Origin of the sequence: Kitasatospora sp. NPDC094016 (assembly GCF_040304045.1) — a bacterium.
Classification (GTDB): Bacteria; Actinomycetota; Actinomycetes; order Streptomycetales; family Streptomycetaceae; genus Kitasatospora.
Window position 1 is genome coordinate 119485 of sequence record NZ_JBEOUK010000013.1, and the last position, 21619, is coordinate 141103.

The 21619-nt window shown below is 75.9% G+C and carries 11 protein-coding genes; 3 read left to right on the top strand and 8 right to left on the bottom strand.

Annotated elements, in window-relative coordinates; genetic code table 11:
- Positions 1 to 309 precede the first annotated feature (309 nt).
- Complete coding sequence (locus tag ABT015_RS15320) at positions 310 to 3129, top strand: AfsR/SARP family transcriptional regulator (RefSeq protein ID WP_350879508.1); 2820 nt, start codon at positions 310 to 312, stop codon at positions 3127 to 3129.
- A 74-nt stretch (positions 3130 to 3203) separates the two neighbouring features.
- On the opposite strand, the gene ABT015_RS15325 is transcribed toward ABT015_RS15320, so the two are convergent.
- Both ABT015_RS15325 and ABT015_RS15330 read right to left on the bottom strand, forming a co-directional pair.
- On the bottom strand, positions 3204 to 3902 hold the full coding sequence (locus tag ABT015_RS15325; protein WP_350879510.1) for a sigma-70 family RNA polymerase sigma factor: 699 nt from the start codon (positions 3900 to 3902) through the stop codon (positions 3204 to 3206).
- A gap of 217 nt (positions 3903 to 4119) precedes the next feature.
- Positions 4120 to 4470, bottom strand: a complete 351-nt coding sequence (locus tag ABT015_RS15330; RefSeq protein ID WP_350879512.1) for a hypothetical protein — start codon at positions 4468 to 4470, stop codon at positions 4120 to 4122.
- Between the two features lie 562 nt (positions 4471 to 5032).
- Between ABT015_RS15330 and ABT015_RS15335 the strand changes: the two genes are divergently transcribed.
- On the top strand, positions 5033 to 6040 hold the full coding sequence (locus tag ABT015_RS15335) for a MinD/ParA family ATP-binding protein (RefSeq protein ID WP_350879514.1): 1008 nt from the start codon (positions 5033 to 5035) through the stop codon (positions 6038 to 6040).
- Positions 6041 to 6261: 221 nt separating this feature from the next.
- Here ABT015_RS15335 and ABT015_RS15340 read toward each other — a convergent pair whose 3' ends face one another.
- The 6 genes from ABT015_RS15340 to eccCa form a co-directional block, all read right to left on the bottom strand.
- Positions 6262 to 7491, bottom strand: a complete 1230-nt coding sequence (locus tag ABT015_RS15340; protein WP_350879516.1) for a S8 family serine peptidase — start codon at positions 7489 to 7491, stop codon at positions 6262 to 6264.
- A complete protein-coding gene (locus ABT015_RS15345) occupies positions 7488 to 10847 on the bottom strand; it encodes a right-handed parallel beta-helix repeat-containing protein (protein ID WP_350879518.1) in 3360 nt (1119 codons plus the stop codon). Before ABT015_RS15345 ends, ABT015_RS15340 begins: the two co-directional genes overlap by 4 nt.
- Positions 10848 to 10944: 97 nt before the next feature.
- Positions 10945 to 12456: a carbohydrate-binding protein gene (locus ABT015_RS15350; RefSeq protein WP_350879520.1), complete on the bottom strand. Its 1512-nt coding sequence runs from the start codon at positions 12454 to 12456 to the stop codon at positions 10945 to 10947.
- Between the two features lie 67 nt (positions 12457 to 12523).
- The gene (locus ABT015_RS15355; protein ID WP_350879522.1) at positions 12524 to 12961 is read right to left on the bottom strand and encodes a hypothetical protein; all 438 of its coding nucleotides are present in this window, start codon (positions 12959 to 12961) and stop codon (positions 12524 to 12526) included.
- A 389-nt stretch (positions 12962 to 13350) separates the two neighbouring features.
- A complete protein-coding gene (locus ABT015_RS15360; RefSeq protein ID WP_350879524.1) occupies positions 13351 to 16110 on the bottom strand; it encodes a hypothetical protein in 2760 nt (919 codons plus the stop codon).
- Complete coding sequence (gene eccCa, locus ABT015_RS15365) at positions 16107 to 20033, bottom strand: type VII secretion protein EccCa (protein ID WP_350879566.1); 3927 nt, start codon at positions 20031 to 20033, stop codon at positions 16107 to 16109. Before eccCa ends, ABT015_RS15360 begins: the two co-directional genes overlap by 4 nt.
- A gap of 234 nt (positions 20034 to 20267) precedes the next feature.
- Between eccCa and eccD the strand changes: the two genes are divergently transcribed.
- The gene (gene eccD, locus ABT015_RS15370; RefSeq protein WP_350879526.1) at positions 20268 to 21617 is read left to right on the top strand and encodes a type VII secretion integral membrane protein EccD; all 1350 of its coding nucleotides are present in this window, start codon (positions 20268 to 20270) and stop codon (positions 21615 to 21617) included.
- Positions 21618 to 21619: the final 2 nt, after the last annotated feature.

The following is a 21619-nucleotide window of genomic DNA, read 5'->3' on the forward strand; positions in this document are numbered from 1 at the left end:
ACGACAACCTCCGGCGTGTTCCCGGCGTCGTCAGAGGATAGGCCTGGTCCGGTCGCGTGCACGCGACCGGATGGGGCCTGCTCGGATCTGGTGGATCTTGTCGGGTCGGACCCGGACACGGCAGGATCCGCAGGGCCCGGGCTCGACGTCCGTTCCGCCGGTCGCCGCCACCCGGCAGCGCCCGGCGAGTGGGCGATCTGGCGCGAACAGGACACTTCAGGGCACTACACTGCTCCACCCCGGGGCACGCCCCGGACGTCAATGGGGCGGGGGGACGCCCTGATCATCGTGGGTGAAGTGGGGGTACTGGTGCGGATTCGGCTCCTCGGCCCGGTGGAGCTGCGGGCCGGGGCGGACGGCTTCGCCTCGCTGCCGGGGGCGCAGCGCAGGGCGATCCTGGCGCTGCTCGCGTTGCGGCTGGGCCGGGTGGTCGGGGTGGACGGCTTCTGCGAGCTGCTGTGGGGCGAGCGGCCGCCGGCCAGCGCCCGGGCCGCCTTGCAGGGGCACGTGGCGGCGCTGCGCAAGGCGATCGCCGACACCCCGTTCGTGCTGCACACCCGTTCGTCCGGCTACCTGCTGGCCGGTCCGGCCGAGGAGGTGGACGCGCTGCGCTTCGAGGCGCTCACCGACCGGGCCGCCGAGCAGGCCGGACTCGGCTGCGCCACGGCGGACGCGCAGGCGATCGCGCTGCTGGAGCAGGCGTTGCGGCTGTGGCGCGGCGAGGCCCTGGCCGACCTGCCCGACACCGCCGTGCGCGCGGCCGTGGTCGACCAGCTGGAGCAGGCCCGCACCGCCGCCGTGCTCAGCTGGGCCGGGCTGCGGCTGCGCCAGGGCAGCGGGGTGGCGGCGGTGCCGGCCCTGGAGCAGCACGTGCGGACCGACGGGCTGCGCGAGGAGCTGGTGGCGCTGCTGATGCGCTGCCTGCACCAGGCCGGACGGCCGGCGGACGCGCTGTCCGCCTACCACCAGGCCCGGGTGCGGCTCGACCGCGAGCTGGGGATCCGGCCCGGCCCGGCGCTCCAGGCGGCGCTGGCCGAGGTGCTGTCCGGGGGCCGGGCCGAGCAGCCGGCCCCGGCCCGCTCGGCGGCCCCTCCGGCCGCGCCCCGGGTGCCCCGTCAACTCCCGCGCCGCCCGGTCGACTTCGTCGGCCGGGACAGCGAGGGCCACTGGCTGGACGGCGAGTGCGGCCCGGACCGCGCCGGTGACGGCCTGGCCCTGGTGGTCGGACCGGCCGGGGCCGGCAAGAGCGCGCTGGTCACCGCCTGGGCGCACCGCCGCGCCCCGCACTTCCCGGACGGGCAGCTGTTCGCCGACCTGCGGGGCCTCGACCCGGCCGGGCCGGCCGACCCGGAGGCCGCCCTCGGCGGCTTCCTGCGGGCCCTCGGGGTCTCCGAGGGCGCCGTCCCCGAGGACCGGGACGACCGGGCCGCGCTCTACCGCGACCGGACCAGGGGGCGGCGCCTGCTGGTGGTCCTGGACGACGCCGCCGATGCCGACCAGGTCGCCGACCTGCTGCCGCAGGGGCCCGGCTGCGCCGCCGTGGTGACCAGCCGCGGCTCGCTGGAGGGGCTGGTGGCCGCCGACGGCGCGGCCCTGCTGCGCCTGCCCCCGCTGCCCCAGGACGACTCCCTGCGGCTGCTGGAACGCGCGATCAGCCCCGACCGGCTGCGGGCCGAACCGGCCGCCGCCGCCGAACTGGCCGGGCTCTGCGACCACCTGCCGCTGGCCCTGCGAATCGCCGCGGCCCGGCTGGCCACCCGCCCGGACTGGACGATCGCCGAACTCGTCGCCGAACTCGCCGACGAGCAGACCAGGCTGCCCGTCCTGGACGCCGACGGCGCGACCGGCGTCACCACCGAACTCCTCCTGACGTACCGCCGCCTCTCCCCCGGCGCCGCCGAGCTGCTCACCCTGCTGGCCGCCCACCCGGGCCGGGAGGTGGACACCCTGACCAGTGCCGCCGTGCTCGGCACCGACCCGGCCACCGCCCGCCAGTCGCTCGGCGAACTCGCCGCCCACCACCTGCTCACCGGTGCGGCGCCCGGGCGCTACGGCCGCGCCGAGCTGGTCCGGCTGTTCAGCGCCGGACTGCTCGCCGAGCAGCCCGAGCCGCGCCGGCGCCTCGCCCGGGAACGGCTGCTGGACTACTACCAGGCGGCGCTGCGGCAGGGCGGCGAGTTCATCGAGCCGGGCCAGGACGGTTTCGACACGCTCGTCCACCCGCCGCGGGCCCTGCCGCCGGCCGACGGCATCCGCGCCGCACTGGACTGGTTCCAGGCCGAGGAGCCCGCGATCCGCGCGCTGATCACCGGCACCGCCGACGACCCGGGCCGGGTCTGGCGGCTGGCCCAGGCCGCCGGCCCGCTGTACTACGGCTCCAGCCGGTTCACCGACTGGCTGGGCTGCCTGCGCGCGGGCGTCCGGGCGGCCGAGCGGTGCGACGACGAGCTGGCCGCCGCCCAGTTGCACGGCGCCCGGGCGAACGCGCTGCTCGGGCTGGAACGCCGTCAGGAGGCGGCCGAGGCCGCGCGCCGGGCGGTGGCCGCCGGCGAGGCCGCGACCGGGCCCGCGGGCCGCGCCGCGTACGCCCGCGCGCTCGCCACCCAGGCGCTGATCACCGCGATCCTGGGCAGCGCGACCGAGGCCGCCCGGCTGGCGTCCGGCTCGGCCGCACTGGCCGTGGAGTCCGGCGACCCCCGGCCGCTGGCCGTCGCCCTGGTCCACCACAGCTGGGTGAGCCTGCTGGCCGGGGACCGGCAGGGCGCGCTGCGGCAGGCCCGGGAGGCCAGGGAGCTGCTGCCCGCCCGCCCGGTCACCTCGATCCACCTGTGGTCGATGCTGACCGAGGCGCACACCCTGCCCCCGCACGGGCGCGGCGAGACCGTCGACCTGGCCTGGCACCGGCTGCTGGCCGGCTGCGAGGAGGCGGGCCTGCTCTACCTCCAGGCCATCGCCGAACAGTCGCACGCCTCCTACCTGCTGAGCCGGGGCCGTGAACTGGAGGCCCTGGACCGGCTGCGCTCGGCGCTCGACCGCTTCCGCTGCCACGATCGACTGGCCGGGGTGCAGAGCGAGTTCACCACCAGCCTGGAGGAGTCGCTGAACTCGCGCGCGCCGTACCGGCACTGACCGGCTCCCCGTGGCGGCCACCCGGGCGCCGGGTGGCCGCCACGGGGAGCCGGTCGGCGGTCAGCAGTCAATGGTCAGCGGGAGACGGCGGCACCCGGGCGGTCGAGCGCGGCCGCCTGGCCGCGGCCGTCGGCCGGGCCGTAGCCGTGCTCCGCCGCGAGGACCGGGCGCAGCGCCCGGATCGCGTAGAAGTTGCGGGACTTGACCGTCCCCGGGGGCACCCCGAGCCGGGCCGCCGCCTCCACCACCGAGCGGTCCCGCAGGTGCAGTTCGACCAGCACCTCGCGGTGGTGCTTCTGCACCCGGCGCAGGGCCAGCGCGATGTCCCGGGCGACGACCACCTGCTCGTACGGGTCCTCGGCGAGCGGACGGTCCTCCAGCGGCTCGCCGATCACCTCCTTGGCGCGGGCGGCGGCCATCCGGTAGTGGTCGATCGCGATCCGACGGGCCACCGTGAACAGCCAGGGGCGGCTCTGCTCGGCCCCGGCCGCCAGCGCCTCGGGGTGCTGCCAGGCCCGCAGCAGGGTCTCCTGGAGGATGTCCTCGGCCTTGCCCCGGTCGCCGCCGGTGGCACGCAGCAGCGCCCGCAGCAGGTAACCGCCGTGCAGCCGGTGGATCTCGGCGAGCGTGTCCGGGTCGAGGGTCGGGCGGGCCGCCTTCGGCGTGCCGGGCGCGGGGGCGGATCCCGTGGTGGCCGACGGGTCCGTGCCGGCCGGCGGGCCGACGGGCGGCTGGGCGACGGACGTGGGCTGGGCGACGGGCTGCTTCGACACGCGCGGCCTCTCAGATCGGGCAAGGGCAGGGCGACACACCGACCGGACTTCCCCGGCGGCTACAAGCAGCAGACTGCCCGCAGCCGCCAAGGCCGCACCAACGATCCGCCAACGCCCCGGCCCCGCACGGCCGGGCCGCAGGCCAGGACTCCGCACAGCCACCTCCCGGCCACCTGGCGGCCATCTCCCGGCCGCCTCATGGCCACCAGGCCACCCCTCAGGCCTCGTTGAGCACGCGCACCAGCTCCTGGACCCCGTCCTCCCCCCGGTGCTCGATCAGCACCGCGACCCAGGTCGCCAGCTGCTCCCGCTCCGCCGCCGACCAGGCCGGTGCCGAGGGGTGCTCGTCGACCACCAGCGCCGCCGCCAGCTCCCGCAGCCCCGGTGCGGGCTCCGGCCTCCACCGCTCGGTCGGCAGCGCCCGCAGGGCGAGCCGCCGGGCCGCGGCGGTCACCTCCTCCGCCGTGCCCTCGGGCACCACCAGCGCGGGCGGCCCGGGCCTGCTCGGCTCCTCCTGCCGCACCAGCGCCGCGACGACCTCGCGCACGTCCGGCCCGTCCGGATCCATCGTTGTCCCTCCCCCATCCCGTCCCACGGGAGTCACGCCGGCTGCTCCTGCATGGCACTCGTTCCGCATCGAGTGCCATCCGAAGACGGTATCTACTGACAGCCGGTCCAGCAGAGGGTTTTCCGGTACGGCCGGGCAGCTGCCGCACAGCTGCCGCACGCACGCCGGTTCGGCCGGCGACGAGGCACCCGGCCGGGCCGCCGCGCTTCGGCAACACCGCGGCCACCGGGCGGGTGCCCACCCCGCACCACGACACCGGCCCCGCACCGGACCGCCGTCGAGGCCGGGCTGCCGGTGGCGCCGGCCGCACCGGCCGGAGGACCGGCCGACGACGGCGGACCGGCCGTCGTGACGGCACGGTTCCTGGTGGCGCGCATGAGCTCCTCCGAGCATGACGAGGAACGCGAGGTGCGCCCTGTCCCGCTCAACGGACCTTCCATCGGGGGCGGTTCACCGATCCGCAGGGTGACGCGCGTTGAACCGGAACGGGCCGTTCGCCCGTAGTCCCGACTGAACGCACCGACGGTCCGGCCCGGCGCACCGTGAACCAGGAGGTCACCCGATGGCTTTCTCCGACGGCACCCCCGACGACGGAGACGCCGCCACCCCGGAACGGCCCGACTACACACCCGCCGCCTGGCCCGAGCCCGTCCCGCTGCTCCCCCGGCAGCCCCTCGACCCGCTCGGCACCGTCCTGATCCCGCCCGCCGAACGGCGGCTGTTCACCCGCACACCGGCGCCGCGGGCGCAACCGCCCGCACCGCCCGGCGACCCCACCCCCACTGCCCTGCTCGCGGTACCCACACCGTCCCCGGCCACGGCCCCCGCCGCGGGCCCGGACCGGGCGACCCACCCGCGCGCCCTGCGACTGCCCTTCGGCGGCGGCACGGAGGCCCGGCGCCGCCGCCTCGTGGAACGGATCCGGACCCCGCTGCGCAGCTGCCACCGCATCGCCCTCCTCGGCAGGCCCGCCGAGGGCCTCCCGGTCACGCTCGGCGCCCTCCTGGCGCAGCACCGGCCCGACCCGGTGATCGTCCTCGACCTCGCCGACGCCTCCCGTGTCTCGCACGCCGACCGGCGGATCCTCGACCGGAGCGCGGCCGGCCGGCTCGACATCCTCGCCGTCCGCCCGGACACCCCGGGCCCCGCGTTCCGGGACACCCTGACCGACCTCAGCGGCCGCTACCCGATGATCCTCAGCGACACCACGGCCGCCGCGGGCGACGTCCAGCTCACGGCCGTCGAACTCGCCGACCAACTGGTCATCTGCGAACACGCCTCCGCCGACGGCGCCCGCAACGCCTCAGCACTGATCGACCACCTGACCTCCCGCGGCCACGGCGACCTCGTCCGCGGCGGCACCGTCGTCTTCGTCCCCAGCCCGCCGACCGAGCGCCCCGTCGCCGACCGCCAGCTCCTCTCCCACTTCCGCACCCTCTGCCGCGACGTCGTCCTCCTCCCCGCGCACACCCCGGGCACCCCCGGCCGGCTCCGCTCCCACACCCACCTCGCCTACCTCGAACTCGCCGCCCTCGTCGGCGACGCCCTGGCCATCCGCCACACCGTCTGAGACCGCGCCCCCGCCCGGAGGACGGGCGGGCGGCCTCGGAGCAGGTGCGTCACCGGACGGACGAGGGGGCACCCCCGCCCGTCGGGGCACCAGGACGCCGACGGTCGAGGGCACGATGCCGGCGCTCGGGGCCGTGGCCGGGAGCCCGGCGGTCGGGGACGCGGCACCCACGCCCGAGGAGCGGCGTGACGGTGCGACAGGAGGACGGCCGGGCCCACCTCTCAGGCCTGGCCGTCCTCCGCCTTCCCCGGGCGCCAACCGCGGGCACGGGCACGCGGCGTGACGGCGCCGGCGGCGGCGACGAGGGCGATGACGGCCAGTGCGGCCAGGGAGATCACCACGGCCTGGGTGGGGGCGGTGGAGGCGGGTGGAGCGGGGGGCATGGCGAGGGCGGCCGGTGTCGCGGCGGGGGGCGCCTGGTCGGGGACCGCGAGCTGGGTGACGGCGGCGACGGGGTCGATGGTGCCGTAGCCGACCTGCGGGTCGGGGGTGGTGACGGCGTGGTAGGCGGTGGTCTCCAGGCGCCGGATCAACTGGTCGGCGGTGAGGTCCGGGTGGCTGCCGAGGGTGAGGGCGGCGGTGGCGGCGACGAAGGCGGCGGCGAAGCTCGGCCCGGCGCCGGTGTAGTTGCCGCCGGAGGCCGGGCCGGTGCCGGTGACGGCGTCGCCCGGGGCGGCGAGGTCGACCCGGCCACCGATCGGGACGGCTCCGGCGCCCGAGGGAAGGGCGCCGCCGGGGGCGAGGTCGCGGATGGCGAGGACCTCGCCGTAGGCGGCCGGATAGGCCGGTCCGGGTTTCCCCGAGCCGGGCTGGACGTCGGGGGCCGCGGGCGCGACGATGATCGCCCCCTTGCTCCGGGCCGCCCGCACCGCCCCGGCGAGCGCGTCGTTACCGGCCGGCAACGCCACCCCGACCGCGATGATCCGCGCTCCCCGTTCGCTCGCCGCCGTGATCCCCTGGGCGAGCAGGTCGGCCGTCGTGGCACCGCCGTCGTCGGTGACGGAGACGGCGAGGATCCGGGCCCGTGGGGCGAGTCCGGCGAAGCCCGTCCCGTCGCGGCGGTCGGCAGCGATCAGGCCGGCCAGGAAGGTGCCGTGGCCGACGCAGTCGCGGGCGGGGTCACCGCCTCCGGTGAGTTTGGGGGCGTAGTCGAGGCGGCCGGCGAGCAGGCCGGTGCCGTCGGTCACGCCGGAGCCGAGGACGGCGACGGTGACGCCGTCACCCTGGCTGAGCGGCCAGACCCGGTCGGGGCGCAGGAAGGTCTGGGGCCAGGGCGTGAGCGGCGTGCGTTTGGTGGACGGCGGCAGGCAGCCGGCCGGCTTCCCGGACGCGTCGCGCCGCAGCTGGGTGACGCCCGGGAGGCTGTCGTCGCCGGCGGGGGTGTCGGCCAGGGCCGTGCCCGCCGTCGGGAGCAGCAGTCCGACGGCGAGAAGGGCGGCCGCCGTCCTCATGCGAGGCTGCCGATCCGCCCGGCCGGGATGTCCTGGGGCAGCAGCAGGCTGAGTTCGTCCAGGTCCGCCACCTCCAGCCGGGAGAGCCGGCCGGCCTGCCGGGTGATCATCGACTCCAGCACCTGCCGGGCGAAGCGCCCGTTCCCGAAGGACCGGTCGCGCGGGACGGCGGCGAAGAGTTCGCCGAGCGCCGCCAGCGTCTCCGGGGTGCAGTTGTACCCGGCGGTCTCCGCCTGGAGGCGGACGATGGTGACGAGTTCGTCGTCCGCGTAGTGGTCGAAGGTGATCTCGCGGGAGAAGCGGGAGGCCAGGCCGGGGTTGGAGGAGAGGAAGCCGCGCATCTCCTCCTGGTAGCCAGCCACGATCACCACGACCTCGTCGCGGTGGTCCTCCATCAGCTTCATCAGGGTGTCGACGGCCTCCTGGCCGAAGTCGCCGCCGGTGCCGTTGCGGGGCGTCAGGGTGTAGGCCTCGTCGATGAAGAGCACGCCGCCGCGGGCACGTTCGAAGGCGTCGCGGGTGAGCTGCGCGGTGTGGCCGATGTAGCGGCCGACGAGGTCGGCGCGGGCCGTCTCGATGAGCTGACCAGCCGGCAGGACGTCGAGTTCGGCGAGGAGTTCGCCGTAGAGCCGGGCGATGGTGGTCTTGCCGGTGCCCGGCGGGCCGGAGAAGACCAGGTGGTGGCTGATGGTGGCGGCGGGCAGTCCGGCCTCGACGCGGCGGCGGGTCTGCCGGGTCAGGTTGACCAGGTCCTCGACCTGCTCCTTGGCGGCGGCGAGGCCGACCATGCCGCGCAGCCGGTCGAGCAGGCCGGGCTCCTCGGGCTCGTCGGATCCGGCGGCGGCACGGGCGACGGCGGCGGCCGCCTGCTCGCCGACGTCGGCGGGGAGCAGCCGGCTGAGGTCGGCGTTGTCGAAGTCCTCCAGTTCAGCGAGTCGGGAGGCCTGACGGTCGACCATCTCCTCGAAGACCTTGCGGGCGGCGCGGCCGTTGCCGAAGTCGGCGCCCTTGGGCATCCGGTCGAAGTGGACGGCGAGGGCCTCGCGGGTGCCGTCGGCGAGCTCGTAGCCGTGGCCCCCGGCGGCGTGTTCGACGATGGTGGTGAGTTCGTCGACGCTGTAGTTCTGGAACTCGACGGTGCGGCTGAACCGCGACGCGAGGCCCGGGTTGGAGGCCAGGAAGTCACGGATCTCGTTCTCGTACCCGGCGACGATCACCACCAGGTCCTCGCGGTGGTCCTCCATCAGCTTGACGATGGTGTCGATGGCCTCGCGGCCGAAGTCCGGTCCGGTCCCGCCGGAGCCGGCCGACAGGGTGTACGCCTCGTCGATGAAGAGCACGCCGCCGAGCGCCTCCATGACGACCTCGGTGGTCTTGAGCGCGGTGCCGCCGATGATCGAGGCGACGAGGTCGGCGCGGGCGACCTCGACCAGGTGGCCGCTGCGCAGCACGCCGAGTTCGGCGAGGATGGCGCCGTAGAGCCGGGCGACGGTGGTCTTGCCGGTTCCGGGCGGGCCGGCGAACACCAGGTGGCGGCTCATCGGGAGGGAGGGCAGCCCGGCCTGTTCGCGGCGCCGGGCCAGCTTGTTGAGGTTGACCAGGGTGGCGACCTGCTCCTTGACGCCCTCCAGGCCGACGAGCGTCTGCAGGACGGCCTGCGGGCCCTGCGGTCCGGGAGCGGCGGGGGCCTCCTGCGGAGTGCCGTCGGCGGACTCGCCCCCGTCCCCGGCGGCGGTCGCCGCGGCGGTGACCGTGCCGTGCGCGTCGGGCGAGCGGTTGTCCCGGCTGTCGAGGTTCTCGACGGCGAGCCGGTCGGTGGGCTCGCTCTGCCGCAGCCCGGCACCCTGGTTCTCGGCGGTGACGCAGTCGGTGAGCCGGACGGGTTCGGCGGACTCCGAGCGCAGGCCGTCCACGGTGTTGTCGGTCAGCTGGCAGCCGGTGAGGGTGGCGCGGGCGCCGGGCAGCAGGTGGAGCCCGTGCCGGCGGTTGGCCCGCAGCCTGGTCCTGGTCGCGGTGAGTTCACCGCCGTGTTCGACGCTCGCGCCGTCGAACGCGTTGTCGGCGGACTCGACGTCGCGCAGGGTCGCGATGCCCTCGGCGCCGATCGAGATGCCGCACGCCTTGCTGCCGCGCACGAGGCTGCCGCCGAGGTAGGTGTTGGCTCCGTCGGCGATCCGGATGCCGTTCTTGCCCGCGTCGAGCACGGTGGCGTCCTCGATCCGGCCGCGCCCGTCCCGCACCACCTCGACGCCGTGACCACCGGCGTCCGTGACGGTGGTGCGGCGCAGCAGCGGGTTGGCGCCGTCACGGATGACGACGCCGGCGCCGGCCGCGTCGCGCACCTCCAGGCGGTCGAACTCGGCGGCGCTCTCGCCGGTGAGGTCGACGCCGTCGGTCTCGCTGTCGCGCACCACGGCCCGCACCAGACTGGGGCTGGCCGATTCGTCGACGTGGATGCCGGCCTGCGCGGCGGCGGTGACCTCGCAGTCCTCGAAGGTGCCGCGGGCACGGCCGGCGATGTGCAGGCCGTGGCCCTGGCTGCGGACGGCGCGGCAGCGGCGCAGCAGGGGGTCCGTGCCGTTGGTGAGGACGTAGCCGTGGCCGCGCACGGCGGTGACGGTGCAGTCCTCCAGCACCACCCGGGCGGTGGAGCCGAGAAAGACGCCGACCGCGCTGTCGCGGACCTCGGTCCGCAGCAGGCGGGTGGTGCTCTGCTCCTCCAGGGCCACGGCGGGTTTGTCGGTGGCGGAGATCTCGCAGTCCTCGATGACTCCGCGCGCCTCCCCGTTGGCGCAGATGCCGTTGCCGCGCGCGTCGCGCAGGACGCAGCGCCGCACGGTGGGGTTGGCCCGTTCGCCGATCACCAGGGCGGAGGTGCCGAGGTGTTCGATGACGCTGTCCTCGATGACGCTGGCGCCGGTGGAGGTCTCGACCAGTCCGGCGCCGGCGGTGTTCACCACCCGGCAGCCGCGCATGGCGAGTTCGCCCTGCTGGCGGGTGAGGACGGCCGTCCAGGCGTTGCCGATCACTTCGCAGTCCTGCAGAGCGAGCTGGCCGCGCGGGACGTCGACGGCGGGCAGGTCATCGTCCTGCCCCTGGATCACCAGACCGGTCAACTGGACGGCCTCGGCCAGGACCTGGACCACCGAGCCGCGGCGCGAACTGATCCGCACACTGCCCCGGACGTCCTCGGCGGTGATGGTCACCACCTTGGTGAGCACCAGGTTCTCCTCGTACCGGCCGGGACGTACGGAGATCACCGCGCCGCTGCGGGCCGCCTGGAGGGCTTCGCCGATCGTGCGGTAGGAGCCGCGTTCCCGCTGCTCCGCGCAGACCGTCAGCACCGGGCGCGACATGCCTGGGGGTTCCCTTCGTCGTGGGGCGTTCGTTCGCGACCTGCTCGGAGGACCAGGTCGGGGTCGGAGGTTCGGGTCGGGGTCGAGGAGGACCGGGTCAGGGCGTGCAGGTGACGCGCATGGCGCTGGCGGCGTGGTGGGCGAGGTTCGCGGCGCCCCAGTCCTGGCCTCGGGTGTGCAGGGTGACGGACAGCGAGCCGCGGTACTGGAAGGTGCCCTCGCCGACCCAACGGCCCTGGCTGGCCGTCTGGTTGATCTTGAAGTCGCTCGACCCGCTGCCGCTCTGCACGGTGTAGTAGGTCGGGTTCCCGCCGACCTTCTTCACGTCCCCGCTGGCCGGGATGTAGACGTCCAGGGTGCAGCTGGTGACCTTGTCCAGGGTGAAGGTCCACACCACCGAGTTCTTGTCGTCCTTGCCGTCCCCGGACATCGGCACCGACGTGTACGTCCCGTTGCAGCCGTCGCCGCTGTAGCCGCCGGAGTTGCTCCGCCAGCCGGAGTCGCCCTGGTCGAACCAGCCCTTCTGGCTGTACGCGCCGCTCTTGTTGCCGCAGTACGGGCCGGTGACCACGACGGTGGGCGCGGCCTTCTGCGGGGGCGGCGGCGGTGCGGGCTGCTGGGAAGCCGGCGGCGGCGCGGGGTTCTGCGGGGCCGGCTGCTGCGGCGCGGGGTTCTGCGGGGCGGGGTTGGCGGCGCCACCGGCCACGCTCCCCGCCGCGCCACCTGCGGCGGCAGCGGCGGCGGCGCCACCGGAAGCGGAACCCGAACCGGAACCGGAGCCCGAACCGGAGCCACCCTGGGCCCGACCTGGAGCGGTGGTCGAACTCGCGCTGCCACCACCGGAGTTAGCGGATCCGCCGGATCGAGCGGCAGTGCCCCCCGCGCCTCCGCCGCTTCCGGTGCCGTTCGGGGCCGAGGCCGGCTGGTCACTCGGGGCGGGCGTGCCCGTGCCGGCGTCCACGGCCGGGACCGCCGCGTCGGGCTGACCGGGGGCAGGGGTGCCGCCGGAGCCGCTGGTACCGCCGTGCTCGTCGAAGTTCGGGACGAAGCCGTTGCCGCCGTCCCCACCACTCTGCCCGTAGCCGGGCGGGGCGTCCGCCTGGGCCGGGCCGCCCTTCTGCTGGTTGCCGCCGAGCTGGGTCACCACCACGGAAGTGCCCACCAGCACCAGGCCGACGGCGACGGCCGCCGCGATCATCGGGCGGGAGACCCGGCCCGGCCGGGGGCCCTGGTCGGTGCCGGTGTCGGTGGAGGGCTCGGCGACGCTCGCGGCGGCCACCGCCTCGGGCGTCCCGGCGGCGGTGGGTGTCGCGGTGGCGGGTGCTGCGGTCGTCGTGGCAGACGCGGGCACGGGCGGGACCGAGGGAGGTGCGGCCGGCTGCTCGCGCTCCGGCTGCGCGGGCAGCACCGCGGTCGCGGCGCTGGAACCCGCCTCCGCCGCTTCACCCTTCGCCGAGGCGGTTTCCTCCGAGGCCGCTTCCTTCGAGGCGGCCGCCACCGGCGTACCCTCCGCCGGCTCGGCCTCGGCCGCCAGGGCCCAGTTCACCTCCGGAAGCTGGAACCCGGCGCTCGTCCGCCCCGCCTCGCCGCGCTTCTCCTCGGCCACCATGCATCCCCTGCACTCGACGACACTCCTGTGGGGAGGTACGGACGGAGTGGCCGAACCGGTTCAGCCGCTACGAGCCGACCGTCCAGACCGGCTCCTCCTCGGCGTCCGGCGGGGTCAGGACGAAGGACACCGCCCGCTCCAGCACCGCCGCGTCGGGCGCCGCCCACGGGCCGTCGCCCTGCGCGCGGACGTGAGCGAGCAGTTCCGGGTCGGGCGCCAGCCCGTACTCCTCCAGGTAGTACGTCACGGTGTCGGTCCAGATCCAGGACCCGTCGGTACGGAAGCCCATCGGGACGACGGAGCGCCGCCGCCGGTCCACCACGTCGTCCATCAGCATCGGCGTCAGCAGCACGGGCGCGCCCGCGCGCAGGTAGCCGACGAGTGCCTCGCGCTCCGCGCGCTCCTCGATCCTCGGCCGGTCCGGCCCGAAGCCCGGCCCCGTCACCGGGTCCACGGCGTCGAACACCGACGCCAACCGGAAGTCGTCCCGCATCGTCCCGCTCATCCCGCACTCCTCCCGCCGGTTCGCCCCTACGCTTCGTCCGACGGACGGAAGGCCGCCCCGGGTTCATCGCGGGTGCCGGTCCGTCGGCCGACGGCTCGACCGGCCGGGTCGGGGCCAGGGCGTGTTTCATCATTCGCGTCGGATCAGCGCGCGGCTCCCCCAGCCTTCGGCCGGGAGGTACCCCCATGACGCGCCCGGCTGGGCGTGCCGGCGGAGCGCCCTCGTACTGGGCCGTACTTGGGTGCTTCGCCGGTGCGTCCAGCCGGGATGCCCGGCGTCGCGCGCCCGGCGGGAATGACGAAACACGCCCCAGGGCCCACCACCGGCCGGGCCGTGCCTCGGACCAGGTGATCCGCGCCACGACGGGGCCGCCCGGTCCCCACAGGACGTCACCGGCCGGCCGCGCCACCGAGGTCCAGGAGGTAGCGGGCCGGGTCGGCGGGGCGGATCCGGTCGGCGGGCGCGACGGCGTCGCGCCGGGCCAGCCAGCTGCGCAGGCGGTCGGGGCGCGGGCGGACGCCGCCGATCTCGTGGAGCAGCACGCGGGCCGGACGCCCGGTCGTCTCGTCCGGCAGGTCGACGTCCACCACCTCGAACTCCGTCCCCGGGGCGAAGATCACGGTCGGCTGGTCGCCCGGCTCTCCGAAGACCGAGCTGCGGCGGCCGCCGACGGACCAGATGGCGAACTCCACCCCGACGTCCTCGCCGAAGTCCGCGCCCGGCGCCGCCAGACCGCTGACCGGGGCCCGCTCGGTGAGCACGGTTCCCGGGGTGTAGGCGGCCAGGTCGGCCGACTCGACCGGGCCCGCCATCAGCACGCCTCCGTAGTGGCTGGGCAGCCGCCGAAGCCCGGCCGCGAGGCAGCGCAGGTACGGGCCGAACGGGCCCGGGGCGCCCGACCGCGCCGCGGCGCGGAGCTCTGCCCGCCCGGCGAGGACGGTCGAGTCGGTGTGGTGGAGCAGCACGGCGACCAGTTCGGGCCGCGGATCGCCCTCGTCGGCCCGGGCGCGCAGGCCGGGCAGTCGGGTCGCGACGTCCTCGGCCCGCCGGACGAAGCGCTGGTAGGCGGGCCCGAGGAGGGTGATCAGGGCCGCGCGGTCCTCGGCGGGGGTGGAGAGCTCGACCAGGTCCGACGACGGGGCGGTCGGCTGCGCCGGAGCTTGCTCGGGGACCTGCTCGGGGGCCGGTACCGGGGCCTGCCCCGGCGTGGAGCCGGCCGTGGGTTCAGGCGTCGGGTGTGCCCCGGCCCGGCCCGCCGTGGTTCCCGGCGGCTCGGCGGTCTCGGCGGCCTCCGTGTCCTCCATGGACACCGCCACGGAGGACGCGGCCACGGGCACGGCCTCAGGGTCGAGTGCCGGGGCAGGGGCCGGCACCTCCTCCGCTGCGGGGGTGGTCTCCTCCGAAGCGGCTGCCGACGCGGGCCCGGAGCCGGCCTCCCCGTCGGGCGGCGCCTGGTCTCCCCCGGGTGCGACGCTCGCCCCCGTCTCCACGGCCGGGCCGGGGCCGGCGTCCGGGGCCGACGTCGTGCCGGTGTCGCCCATCACGGCCGCAGTCGGCCCGGGGGCGGGCTCGGGGGCGGGAGGGGAAGCGGGGCGTTCCCCGGGCTCTCCTCCGAGAACCCCCATCGTCGCCATGGGGACCGGTACGGCCACCGGATCCGTCGCGATCCCGGCCTCAGCCTCGGCCGCTGTCCCGGCCTCGGTCTCCGTCCCGGTCCCAGCCTCCGTCCCGGTCCCAGCCTCCGTCCCGATCTCGAACACCGGACCGGTCGCGGCCACCGGCTCCGGCGTCGCGGACTCGGTCGGCACCTGCAGCGGCGCCGGGTCCGCCTCCCCCGACGCTCCGAGCTCCACCGACGCGGGCTCAGGTACGGCTACGGGCGCCACCGCAAGCGCGGGCGCCGCCTCCGGGCCGGGTGCCGCCACGGCGACCGACGCGGCGGGTCCGACCCAGTCGAGCCCGTACAGCCGCGCGCAAAAGCGCCCGACCGCCCCGGATTCGACGTCCAGCGTCCCGGCGACGGTGAGGGTGAGGCGCGCGGGCGCCGGCGGGAGCGAGCCGAGAACGGCCCCGAGGTGATCCCAGACGGTCTCGGGGACAGGGCGTCCCGGAGACCCGACGACCAGGGCGGGGCCGGCCGGGTCGGGCCTGCGGAGGCGGGGGCCGCGGTCCGCGGTGGCGGCCGGGCGGAGCCAGAGTCCGGCCGCGACGGCTTCCAGTTCCCAGCCGGGGAAGGCCGGGTAGCGCGCGGGCCCGGGGGCGGCGGGCAGGTCGGGCCGACTGCGCCAGCCGACGGCCGTGACGGTGCGGTCGGTCGGGCAGGCGACCAGTTCGGTGAGGTAGGGCTCCCACCCTTCGGTGCCGTCCGCGGCGAGGTGGACGTGGCGCAGCCCGGCCGCGCCCCGCACCGGCAGGCCGACGGCCGCCCGGACCTCCCGCCGCAGCGAGGCCGCCGCGACCGCCGCGAGTTCGATCAGCTCGACCGGCGCGGCCCAGGGCGCGCTCAGGGTGAGGCGCGCGTCCTCCGCCACCGTCCCGAGCAGCAGCGCGGCGGCGTTGGCGAGTTGGGCCCCGGTGGGCAGCCGCCCGGCCGGTTCGCCGAGGACGAGCAGCAGTCCGCCGTCGGTCGCGGCCGCGTGGTCCAACGCGGCGGGCCGCGCCCGGCCCGCGATTTCGGTGACCCAGTACGCATCGCGCGTCAGCGGGGTGATGGCGGCCGCGGCGGGCCACCGCGCGCCGAGCGGTTCGGCCCGGAGCTGGGCGCCGCCCGGCGGGCAGCGCCACCAGGAGCCGTCCGGGGCGGACAGCGTTCCGTCCGGCTCGATGCTGACCATCGCGTCGGGCGCGACGATCGTCAGCCCGGAGCGGGCGGCGAGCAGTTCGGCGGGCCGCCGTCCGTCCGGCCCGATCGCGGCGAGTCCCGAGGCGGCGAGCACCAGCACGTCGGCGCCGCGCTCACCCGCCGCCCGTACGAGGTCGTCGAGCGAGGAGAGCAGGACGGGCGCGGCGTCCGCGGCGGCGGCCAGCAGCAGCAGCGCGCGGGGTTCGGCCCGGACGGGCCCGAGGGCTTCGGCCAGTCCGGCGGCCTCCGCGCCGGGCGGCGCGATGACGTAGTGCGGGCCGAGCGCCCGCAGCGTGGAGGCGGTCACCGGCCGGCCTCCGGTTCGTCCGCCACGTGCCCGGTCTGCACCTGGACGGTGCGTCGCCGGGTGATGTAGAGGCCGCGCCCGGCGGGGAACTGCCGGGGCTTGACGTTGCCGAACAGGTACCCCTCCGAGGGCGGGCAGGAGAGCAGCAGGGAGGGCGAGTTGACCTCCTGGAGCTTGCGCATCAGCGGGTCGCCGAGGGCTCGCCCGACGCCGTTGGCGCCGCGCGCGACGACCAGGTGCAGGCCGATCTCGGCGCCCTGGGCGAGGTCTTCGAGCAGGGCCGCGAAGGGGTGGGCGCCGCTGGTGGAGCCGACCAGGTCGTAGTCGTCGACGAGGATGAACAGTTCGGGCCCGGTCCACCAGTCGCGCAGCCTGAGCCGGGCGGGGGTGATGTCCGCGGGCGGGATGCGGTTCTTCATGGCGCGCGAGGCGCCGTCGACGATCTGGCGGAGCTTGTCGACCGCCACCGCGTAGCCGAGCTGGTACTCCTGGGGCACCGCGTCGAACAGGCCGCGCCGGTAGTCGACCAGCATGATCCGCGCCTCGGCCGGGGTGTAGGCGGAGGTGATGGCGCTGATCATGAGCCGCAGCAGGTTGGTCTTGCCGGATTCGCTGTCGCCGACGACCAGCAGGTGCGGGTTCTCCTCGAAGTCGTGCCACAGCGGCGAGACCTCGGTGTCCTCCAGGCCGATCGGGACGCGCAGCCGGCCCTCGGGGGCGGGGAGTGCGGCGGCGTCGAGGGTGAGCGGGAGCATCCGGACCTCGGGGGCCCGTGGGCCGGTCCAGTGGGCGGCGACCGCGTCGACCAGGTCGGCGACACCGTCGCCGAGGTCGTCGGTGTTGCCGGAGCCGTCGATCCGGGGCAGGGCGGTGAGGAAGTGCAGTTGCTCGTCGGTGAGGCCGCGGCCGGGCAGCTTGGGGACCTTGGCGGCCGCGCGCATGTTGATGACGGAGTCGACGGAGTCGCCGAGCCGCAGTTCGAAGCGGGTCTGGAGCTGGTCGCGCAGGCCGCCGCTGATCTCGCCCCAGCGGGTGGTGGCGATGACCAGGTGGACGCCGTAGTTGAGGCCGCGCTGGGAGATCAGGGTGAGCGGCTGGAGGAGGTCGCTGAACTCCTGGCGCAGGGTGTTCCAGCCGTCGATGACGAGGAAGACGTCGCCGTGCGGGTCGTCGGGCAGTTCCCCGGCGGCCTTGCGGCGGCGGAAGGCCGCGATGGAGTCGATGCCGAGTTCGGCGAAGTACTGCTCGCGGCGGGTGATGATGCCGTTGACCTCGGCGACGGTGCGCAGCACCCGTTCGCCGTCGTGCCGGCCGGTGACGCCGCCGAGGTGCGGCAGCCCACGCAGGGCGGAGAGCGTGCCGCCACCGAAGTCCAGGCAGTAGAACTGGACTTCGCGCGGGGTGTGGGTGAGGGCGAGGCCGGTGATCAGGGTGCGCAGCATGGTGCTCTTGCCGCTCTGCGGGGCGCCGGCGATGCCGACGTGCCCGCCGGCGCCGGCCAGGTCGGCGGTGAGCAGGTCGCGCAGTTGCTGGAAGGGGCGGTCGACGATGCCGACCGGCAGGCCGAGCGCGCCGTGGGAGCGCTCGTCCTCGGTGGTGAGGCCGCGGTCGGGGTGCGGGACGAGCGGCGGCAGCAACTCGTCGAGGGTGGGCGGGACGTCCAGGGGCGGCAGCCAGACCCGGTGTGCGGGCGGTCCGGCGTCACGCAGCCGGCCGGCGGCGACCTCCAGCAGCGAGCCGTCGGACGCCTGCTCCTCCTCGGGCTCGACCGCGGCCGCCGGGAGGTGACGCGGCAGCACGTAGTCGGTGCCGTAGGAGACGACCTGCCCGGCGAGGGCGGCCTGCTGGGAGGACCGGCGCTTGGGCCGGTACGGCCCGGAGACGTAGGCGGCCTTGAACCGGGTGAGGGTGGAGATGTCGCTGCGCAGGAAGCCGTTGCCCGGCTGGGAGGGCAGCTGGTAGGCGTCGGGGACACCGAGGACGCCGCGGCTCTCCATCGCGGAGAAGGTGCGCAGGCCGATCCGGTAGGACAGGTGGGACTCCAGCGCGCTCATCCGGCCCTCGTCGAGGCGCTGGGAGGCGAGCAGCAGGTGGACGCCGAGCGAGCGGCCGAGCCGGCCGATCATCACGAAGAGTTCCATGAAGTCCCGGTGCGCGGACAGCAGTTCGCTGAACTCGTCGACGACGACGAAGAGCGTGGGCATCGGGCGTAGCGCGGCACCGCCGGCGCGCGCCGTCTCGTAGTCCAGCAGTGAGGCGTAGCCGGCCTCGCGCAGCAGCTCCTGGCGGCGGATGAGTTCGCCGTGCAGGGCGTCGCGCATGCGGTCGACCAGCGCGGCCTCGTCCGCCAGGTTGGTGATCACGGCGGAGGTGTGCGGCAGGCCGTCCAGGCCGAGGAAGGTCGCGCCGCCCTTGAAGTCGACCAGGACGAAGTTGAGCACCTCGGAGGAGTGGGTGACGGCGAGCGCCATCACCAGGGTGCGCAGCAGTTCGGACTTGCCGGAGCCGGTGGCGCCGATCAGCATGCCGTGCGGGCCCATGCCGCCCTGCGCGGACTCCTTCAGGTCGAGGTCGACCGGGCGGCCGTCCGGGCCGAGCCCGAGCGGGACGCGCAGCCGCTGCGCGATGCCGCGCTGGCCCCAGAGCGCCTCGACGTCCAGGGTGTTCAGGTCGGGGATGCCGAGCAGGGCGGTCAGGTCGAAGTCCGTGGCGAGCGGCTCGGCGACGTCCACGCCGTCGGCGATGCGGTAGCGGGCGAGCAGCGCGGCGAGGCGGGTCGCGGCGGGCACGGCGAGCGCGTCGGGGCGGCCGAGGTCGGTGGCGACGTCCTTGCGGTTGCGGTCGGCGCCGATCATGGCGAGCCGTCCGTCGTCGATGCGCAGCCGCAGGGTGGTGCGGGCGGCGCGCCACTCCAGGCTGTCGGACAGGTCGATCAGGACGGCGTTGCGGTAGCCGGTGAGCGCGGCACGGCTGCCGGTGTGGGCGCCGGGGCCGTCGAGCACCAGGACGGTGAAGGGCTCGTCCCGGTTGGGCACGGCGTCCGGTTCGAAGCCCGGGCGGCTGGTGAACTCCTCGCCCAGCAGTTGCTCGACCTCGCCGAGGCTGCCGGCGACCAGCCGGACCGGGCCGGCGCCGTCGGTGTCGGTCGGGTGCAGGGCGTGCGGCAGCCACTTGGCCCAGTCCCAGGAGGTGCGCCGCTCGGCGTCGGTGACGACGGCGATGCGCAGTTCGTCCGGGCCGTGCACGACGGCGAGTTGGGCGAGCACGGCCCGCACCAGGGCGCGGGCGGCCTCCGGGTCCTCGGCCCGCAGCAGCAGTTGGGCGAAGCCGCGCAGGTGGATCGCCATCGGCTGGTCGGCGACGGTGCCGTAGGCGTGGATGAAGCGGCGCAGCGCGTGCGCGCACAGCGGCTCCAGGTCCTCGACCGGCTTGGTGGCGAGCGGGGCGAGCGGGGTGGCCAGGCGCTGGGCGCCGACCGCGATCCGGACGTCGCTGAAGTCCGGGTGGGCGGCCCGCCGCTCCCACAGCCGGGTGGTGCCCACCAGTGACCACAGCTCGTCCGGGGCCGGGTGCCGCCAGGCGAGCGCCTGCCGCTGGGCGTCCACCGAACGCCGCACCTGGCGGCGCACCTGGGAGAGGTAGCGCAGGTAGTCGCGGCGCTCGCCGCGCAGCTGCTGCTTGCGGTCGCTGGAACCGCGGATCAGCTGGGTGACCAGCATGCCGACGGCGGACAGCGCCATCATTCCCATCGCGAGGTAGCTGAGCGCGCCACCGCCGCCCTCGCCGCCGCCCGGGTGCAGGAACATGAAGACCATCGACAGCGAGCCGAGCGCCATCGGGGCCATGCTGATCACACTCGCCATGCCGCTCTGCTTCTCCGGCAGACCCGGCGGCTCCTGCAACTGGATCTCGCCGTCCGGCATCTCGGGCCCCGGGCGCCGGGGCGTCCGGGTGACCAGCACAACGCTCACTCAGGGCTCCTCACTGTGACGGGCTCCTCACTGCGACAGCCGTCCCTCTGGCTCACGGACGGCGTGGCACCCGGGGTTCAACCGCGGTTGAACGCGGCGCGCCGAGCCGCCCGTTCAACCGAGCGGAGAACACCACCGAGCCGGAGGACTGGCGTGAGCAGCAGTGTCGTCGCAGGACTGTGCCGATTGAGGTTCCACGCGCCGGAGGTGGTCTTCGAGCTGGCCGTCCCGGCCGACGTACCGCTCGGCGACCTGCTTCCCGCCATCCTCGGCCACGCCGGCCCGGACCTCGCCGAGACCGGGCTGGAGCACGGCGGCTGGGTGCTGCAACGGCTCGGCGAGGACCCGCTCGACGAGGAGCAGAGCACCGAGGCGCTGAAGCTGCACGACGGCGACGCGGTCCACCTGCGCCCGCGCCACCAGGCCCTGCCGCCGGTCCACTTCGACGACCTGGTCGACGGCGTGGCCTCCGGCATGAACGAGCGCGGCGACACCTGGCGCCCCGCCCTCACCCGCCGCCTCGCCCTCGCCGTCACCCTCACGGCCCTCGCCGCCGCCTGGGTGCTGCTCGCCCTGCCCGGCCCGGCCGGCCCGCGCCAGGCCGCCGCGGCGGCCGTCGCGGCCCTGCTGCTGCTCGGCGCCGCCAGCGCCTCCCGCGCCATGGCCGACGCCGGCGCGGGCGCCGCGCTCGGCGCCGCCGCCGTCCCGTACCTGGGCCTCGCCGCCCTGCTGCTGCCCAGCGGCCCGGGCGGGGACGACCTGCTCGGCGCCCGGGTGCTGGCGACCGCCTCCGCCGGGGCCGGCGCGGCGGTGCTGGCCCTGGCGGCGGTGGGCGGGGCCGCCCCGCTCTTCCTCGGGCTGGTGCTGGTCGCCGTGCTCGGGGTGCTGGCCGGGGTGCTGGTGCTGGCGGGGCTGACGCTCGGCAAGCTGGTCGCCGTGGTCGCGGTGGTGGCCGTCCTGATCGGCGCCTTCGTGCCGTCGTTCGCCTTCCGGCTCTCCGGACTGCGGCTGCCGATGCTCCCGCGCAACGCCGAGGAACTGCAGGAGAACATCGAGCCCGTCCCGGCCGCCGCCGTGCTGCCGCGCGCCCTGATCGCCGACGACTACCTGATGGCCCTCTACACGGCGATCGGCGCCGTCTGCGCGGCCTGCCTGACCGTCCTCGCCTTCACCGACGGCTGGGCGGGCCCGGCCGAGGCCGCGGCGCTCAGCCTGCTGCTCCTGCTGCACGGCCGGGCCGTCGGCAGCATCCGCCAGCGGCTGAGCATCCTGCTGCCCGGGGTCTACGGCGGCCTGGTGCTGGTCTCCCGGGCCGCGGAATCGGCCTCGCCCACCGAGCGACTCGGCCTGCTGGGCGGCCTGCTGGCGGTGGCCGTCGCCCTGCTGGTCGTCGCCTGGACGGTCCCCGGCCGGCGCCTGCTCCCTTACTGGGGCCGGATCGCCGACATCCTGCACACCCTCAGCGCCCTCTCCCTGCTCCCGCTCGCCCTCCAGGCCTGCGGCGTCTACCACACCCTGCGGGGCCTCGGCGGCTGAGC